Annotated in this window: 4 protein-coding genes and 1 pseudogene; 2 read left to right on the top strand and 3 right to left on the bottom strand. The window is 69.4% G+C overall.

The annotated features are described in order from the left end of the window. The 3 genes and pseudogenes from VXC91_RS41785 to VXC91_RS41795 form a co-directional block, all read right to left on the bottom strand. Positions 1-456, bottom strand: a pseudogene (locus tag VXC91_RS41785) (protein-L-isoaspartate O-methyltransferase); the annotation flags it as partial. Then, the gene (locus VXC91_RS41790; protein ID WP_329512586.1) at positions 453-1,841 is read right to left on the bottom strand and encodes an NUDIX domain-containing protein; all 1,389 of its coding nucleotides are present in this window, start codon (positions 1,839-1,841) and stop codon (positions 453-455) included. The pseudogene VXC91_RS41785 and the gene VXC91_RS41790, both read right to left, overlap by 4 nt. A gap of 154 nt (positions 1,842-1,995) precedes the next feature. Then, the gene (locus tag VXC91_RS41795) at positions 1,996-4,032 is read right to left on the bottom strand and encodes an ABC transporter ATP-binding protein (RefSeq protein WP_329512587.1); all 2,037 of its coding nucleotides are present in this window, start codon (positions 4,030-4,032) and stop codon (positions 1,996-1,998) included. 506 nt (positions 4,033-4,538) lie between these two features. Here VXC91_RS41795 and VXC91_RS41800 point away from each other — a divergent pair. Further along, positions 4,539-4,706, top strand: coding sequence for a hypothetical protein (locus VXC91_RS41800; protein ID WP_329512588.1), 168 nt, complete (start codon positions 4,539-4,541; stop codon positions 4,704-4,706). A gap of 14 nt (positions 4,707-4,720) precedes the next feature. Beyond that, the gene (locus tag VXC91_RS41805) at positions 4,721-5,353 is read left to right on the top strand and encodes a DUF2461 family protein (protein WP_329512589.1); all 633 of its coding nucleotides are present in this window, start codon (positions 4,721-4,723) and stop codon (positions 5,351-5,353) included. Positions 5,354-5,636 lie beyond the last annotated feature (283 nt).

Below are 5,636 nucleotides of genomic sequence, written 5' to 3' on the forward strand. Positions count from 1 at the left end.
TCCGGAGCGCAGATCCAACTCCTCCAGCAGCTCCGCGGTCAGGCCCATCACCGTCGACATCGACGTGATCGACGCCCCCGACCGCGTCCCGCGCGCCCGTCCCAGCAGCGTCTCCCCGTCGTGCTGGACAAGCATGCTGGCCCCGCCGTACAGCAGCCCGAGCAACTCGGGACGATCCCGCAACACCGAGCAGTCCAGCAGGTCCCACCGCGGCGGCTCCTCGCCCGGGGCACTGCGCCGCACGTACGCCTGCGGCATCAACACTTCACGGGGCAGCGCGAGCAGGGCGTCGCGGACCGGGCCCGGCCGCAGAGCCCCTTCCTCTTCAAGTCGGGCGACCATCGCCGCCCGCGCGGCCGCCGGATCCGCGCCTGTCGGCGCGGCGCCGCTGACCCGGCCCGGGGAGTGCCCCGGTGCCTGGTCGCCGGCGGCGGGGCGGATCTTCAGAGTGCTCATCGCTCGCCCCAGCCCATCTCGGAGTAGCGGCGCCCATCGAGAATCCCGTCGATCGCCCGTCGGGTGTACGGCACAACCTCGGCCGGGAGGTCCTGCGGCTTCCACCACCGCCACTCCACGCACCGGTCTGGCTCCAGTACTTCGGGGTTGCCGGCCCAGGATCGGGCCTGGAAGACGAGGCCGATCCTGGGCTGCGCGTTGGGGGAGTCGACGAGGTGAACCGTGTGTACGAGCTCTACGTCCTCGGGCTTGATGGTGAGGCCTGCCTCTTCCTTCGCTTCCCGCACCAGACAGGCGATCGCGGCTTCCCGCTCGCAGTGGCCGGCCAGGAAGTGCCAGGTGCTCGGCGCGAACGTCGAGTCGGGGTGACGCAGGCCGAGGAGGATCCGACCGTGTTCGTCCTGGAGGTGGAGGTGGACCCCGACGATGTGAAACTCGGTCCCCGTCGGGGCGTCGCCGGGCAGCGGACGGGCACCGTCCGGCGGTCCCGTCGGTGCGGGGTGCTCGGCCGCGTGGCGGCGGATCAGTTCCCCGAGTCCGGGGCTCAGGCGGAGCCGGTCGAGCATGTCAACGGTGAACCACTTCAGCAGGACGCCTTCGCGGAGGTCCACCGTGTCGGGGTCACCACTCCAGCGGCCGGCGTAGACCTGGATGGGCACCGCGAGGCCGTCGACGCTCGTCGCTTCCTCCACGGCGAACGGCATCAGATCGGTGGGCTCCAGGCCTGGCGCCTCCTCGGCGAGCTCGCGCCGCACGGTCGCCTTCAGGTTGGTGTCCTGGCTCGTGCGGCCGCCACCGAGGAGAGCGAACGCGCCAGGGGCCCAGATGCCTTCACGGTGATCCCTCAGGTGAAGGAGGTATCTGCCGTGGCCGTCGTGGATCAGAGCGGAGGCGTTGACGGGCTCGGGCTGCCCGTCAAGGCCACGGTCTTCGGCGTCCAGGAGCTTGGCGCGCAAGGACGGGGACCTGACGTCGGCGAACTCAAGCCACCGGGCGCCGGCAACCTCCTCGTCCTTCAACGAAAGCCGCGGGTGCTGCTCGGGCACGAGGTAGAAGGCGAAGCGGAAGTCGAAGTGCTGGTGTGCGTCTTCGCCCTTGGCGGGGTTGGCGTTGATGGCGTGGACGTCGATGTCGATCGGAGTGCCGAGAAACTGCGGAGTCAGGCACAGGTCGCCTGGCGGGATGCCGGTCTCCTCGCGCACTTCCCGCAAGGCCGCGGCCAGGAGGGTCCGGTCGTCCTCGACGTGGCCGCCCGGCGCGAGTAGCAGCCCGGTGACCTTGTGGCCGATGTGCAGGACGCGTCGCTCACGGTCGATGACAGCCGCGCTGCAGGTGACGTGAGCCGAGAGCGTGGCACGGCTGGCCGGATAGTCGGCGCCATCCAAGACGGACAGCAGCCCGGCGAGGGTCTCCCGCTCGTGCGGATGCCGGGCTAGTAGGCCTCGGCGGCCACGCGGATGTGGGAACGGGTGGGCGGCACGTCATCACCTCTCGGTGGCACAGGGGTAGGACGGCTCAGGACCGGCTACGGACGATGTGTCACGTAACGTCCTCCGGGACCGAGGTCGCGGAGCGCCTGGCTGGAGGCAGCGGTGCGTCCGCAGGGGTGGTAACTCCGTACTGGGCGGCCTGCGCGGTGAACATGCCGCGATAGAGGCCGTCGTGGTGGGCCATGAGGTCGTCATGGGTGCCTTCCTCGGCTACGGCCCCCTGGTTTAGGACGTAGATGCGGTCGGCGGTGGCTGTCGCGGCGAGACGGTGGGTGACGAGCACGACGGCGTGCCCTTGTTCGGCGAGGGACCACAGCCCTTCGAATGCGGCGATTTCCGCGTGCGGGTCGAGCGCGGAGGTCGGCTCGTCGACGAACAGGAACGGCGCGCGCCGATAGAGGCTGCGTGCGGTCCCCAGCTTCTGCCACTGGCCGCCGGAGAGCTGTACACCGCGCTCGTAGCCCTTGAAGACGATCGAGTTCCACCCGTGTGGCAGGCCGTCGACGAGGGTGAGCACGTTCGCCTCTGCTGCCGCTTCTCGCACGCGGCCCATGTCTCGGGGGCGGTCGCCGGCGCCGATAGCCACGTTCGCGGCGGCGGTCATCTCCCAGCGGGGAAAGTCCTGGGCAAGCAGGCCGACCGCGGCGAAGAGGCGGATCCGGTCAGCCTCTCGCAGCTCGACCTGGCCACCGTTCTCGTCCTCCCACCACACATGCCCCTCGGTGGGCAGCAGCAGCCCGGCGAGCACCTTGGTCAAGGTCGTCTTGCCGGAGCCGTTTGCCCCCACCAGGGCCGTCACTTCGCCCCGGCGGACCGTGAGGCTCACCCGATTCAGCGCCGGAACGTCGGCCCCCGGATAGGTGAACGACACGCCCTCGACCCGCACTTGATTCACGCCAGCGGGGAGCGCCGCGCCCGCCGTGGGAATGGCGTGCTTGCCAGCCACCTCGATGGCGGTCTCGGTGTCGGTGAGGAACAGCAGCTCCTCGTACAGCCTGTTCACCTGCTGGACAAGGGACGTCAGGCGTGCGGTGGAGGTGCGGATGGCGATGACCGCGGTGCCGCCGACAGCAAGCGGCAGCCCACCGCTGGCCAGCAGCCACCACAACAGCCCGTAACAGGCCAGCGACGCCAGACCGGCGAATCCGCCGGCGACCAGGTCGGTGGAGCCCTGCGCGCGGGCCAACCGACGCTGCTCAGCTTCGGTCTGCCGCGACATCTCCTCATAGCTGTCCAGGAGCTTGGTTCCAGCCGCGTGCACACGGATCTCCCCAGCGGCATGCGGCCGGGTCAGGTAGGCCAGCAACGACGCGATCGCCCGCCGATGGTCGACCCAGTTCAACCGCGAGATGTAGTCGCGCCGAGCGGAACGCACCGCCCCCCATCCCTTCGGCAGGGCGATCGCCAGCAGCATCGGCAGCAAGGCCCAGTGCAGCGACGCCAGCACGACTGCCGCCGCCACCATCCCAATGAGCACGTTACCCACGCCCACCGACAGCCGAAGCATGCTGCGCGCGGAGTCGGTGCCGAACTTGCCTGCCTCCAGCACCCGCTGGACTTCCGGCCGCTCAGTCGCCTCCACCTCGACCTGGGTGACGGCCGTGTAGTACCGACTGGATACCGCCCGCTCCACCTGCGGCTCCAGCCGCCCCGACATCGCCGTCGACCACGCAGAAAGCAGTGCTGCCACCACCGCGGTCAGCCCCAGCACGATCAACGCCGGAAGCGCCTGACGTAGTTTGTCCGCGGTCGGCCCATCCGAGAACAGCTGCGTGAGGACGCTGTTGACCGCGATCAGCCCCCAGGCGGAGGTCACGCCCTGGCCGAGCTGCGCTACGACGACCCCGGCCAGGGCCCGCCGATCCGTCTGCCATCCGGTGCGCAGCACCATGCCCACCATGCGCGGCAGAGCGGCCGCCATGTGCCCGAACGACAATCGGGTCAGCGGGCCCTCATGACGGACGTAGGACTGGTCGTAGCGAAGCCGGCCACCGTAAAGCTCGTGTTCCGCTTCGGAGATTCCATCTTCGATCGCTGTAGCGCTCGCGTCGCCTGGGGCATCGCGGCGTGGTCCGGCCTGGGTCAACGGCGCTCCCTCTGAACGGCTGTGGCGGTGTCGCCGGGTTCAACGACACCGCCCTGGTTTCGAACACATGTCTTTCGGCCGGTGTGAAAAGTCCCGTGCCGTACGGCTCCTGGAGAGTGCGAGATGCATGGACCCTTGTCCCGCAAGACTGCAGCGTGAGAGCGGGTTGGCCGAAACGCCGATGGTGACCTGACGGTAGGCCTGCCCCCGACCATGTGCTTGGACCGCGAGCCGGCTTACAGAACGCCAGGTGCCAGCGGACAGCCATCCGTGCCCCGCCCGGCTGATGCCTCGGGCCGGACAGGCGGCGATGCGCCATAAGAACCTGCCGTAGAAGATCCGTGTGACACCCTCCGCGATGGGCTCGCCGTGATCCGTCCCGCAGCGCGGCCACCGGCCCAGCGAGTCGGTGGCCGACCTTCATTCTCGAGACCTCATTGCGCGGGCAGCGGAGCTGGAGACCTTGGACTCAGACACTGGGCCGATGCCGCGGCTTCGCAAACCTCATGGGCGCCCCGTTCCCCCGGCTCCTGCTCTCCGTGTTCCTCGACGAACTCGCCTACCGCGCATGGCACATAGAACTGGCCGACGAGCCCCGCCGCAACACCTCCCACCATGTCTGGGGCTACGCCTCCCTGCCCGTCTTACTCTCCCCGCGCGCGGATCACGGGTGAGCTATCCTGCGCGCATGCGCGGACAGTTCACCGGCTGGCCGGAGCAGGCCATGGACGTGTTGTGGCAGCTCCAGGGCGAACCGACCCACGCGACTCGCGAGCGCTACCGCGCGGACCGCGAACGCCTGGTCCGGCAGCCGATGATCGCCCTGCTGAACGAGGTCGCGGACACCGACCCCCGGTACGAGGACTTTTCCGTCTGGCACTACCGCACCGACTCCTGGTGGTGGCAGCACCAGGGCGCGGTGATCCGACTCGGCCGCAAGATCGAGATCGGTCTCCGGTTCGACCTGGACGGCCTGCGGATCCAGGGCGCCTGGTGGTACCCCGATCCTGGCCAGGTGGACATGTTCCGCAAAGCTGTCGCCTCCGAGGGGAGCGGCCGCGAGCTGTCCGCCATCGTCGAGGACGTGCAGAAGAAGGGCTACGACATCTCCGGGGACGTGATGAAACGTCCCCCACGCGGATATCCGACGGACCACTCCCGTACGAACCTGCTGCGCCACCGTTCGCTGATCGCCGCCCGTCTCCTCGGCTGCGAGGAGTGGCTGCATACCCCCGAGGCGGTCGTCCGGGTCCTGTCGGCCGCCGCCGACCTGGACGCCCTGCTGATGTGGCTGGTCCGCCACGTGAAGCGCGCCGTCTGACATCACGGGGACGCCGCGCGGCACGGGACCCACACCCGTGCCGTAGGCCCCCGCGCTCAGAAGGTGATGAGCACCTGGGCTCAGCGCCCCGACAACCTGCCTGCTGCGATGTGGCTGGGGCGGGCCGCCATCGCACTGGTCGCTACGGCAAGCGGTTCCCTGCTGTACTGCGGCACGTCAGCGTGCCCGTGGGACCTCGTTGCGCGCGTTCAGAGTACTCGGGGTCAGTCCTGTGTCAGGGCGCGTCGGATGGCGGAGATGTTGATGCGTTCTTGTTCCAGGC

The organism is Streptomyces chiangmaiensis, assembly GCF_036281785.1.
Lineage (GTDB): Bacteria > Actinomycetota > Actinomycetes > Streptomycetales > Streptomycetaceae > Streptomyces > Streptomyces chiangmaiensis.

What these genes read in the sequence shown, in the direction of transcription:
- VXC91_RS41800 (WP_329512588.1), top strand. Translation starts at nt 4,539, where the DNA reads ATGGGCGCCCCGTTCCCCCGGCTCCTGCTCTCCGTGTTCCTCGACGAA.
- VXC91_RS41805 (WP_329512589.1), top strand. Translation starts at nt 4,721, where the DNA reads ATGCGCGGACAGTTCACCGGCTGGCCGGAGCAGGCCATGGACGTGTTG.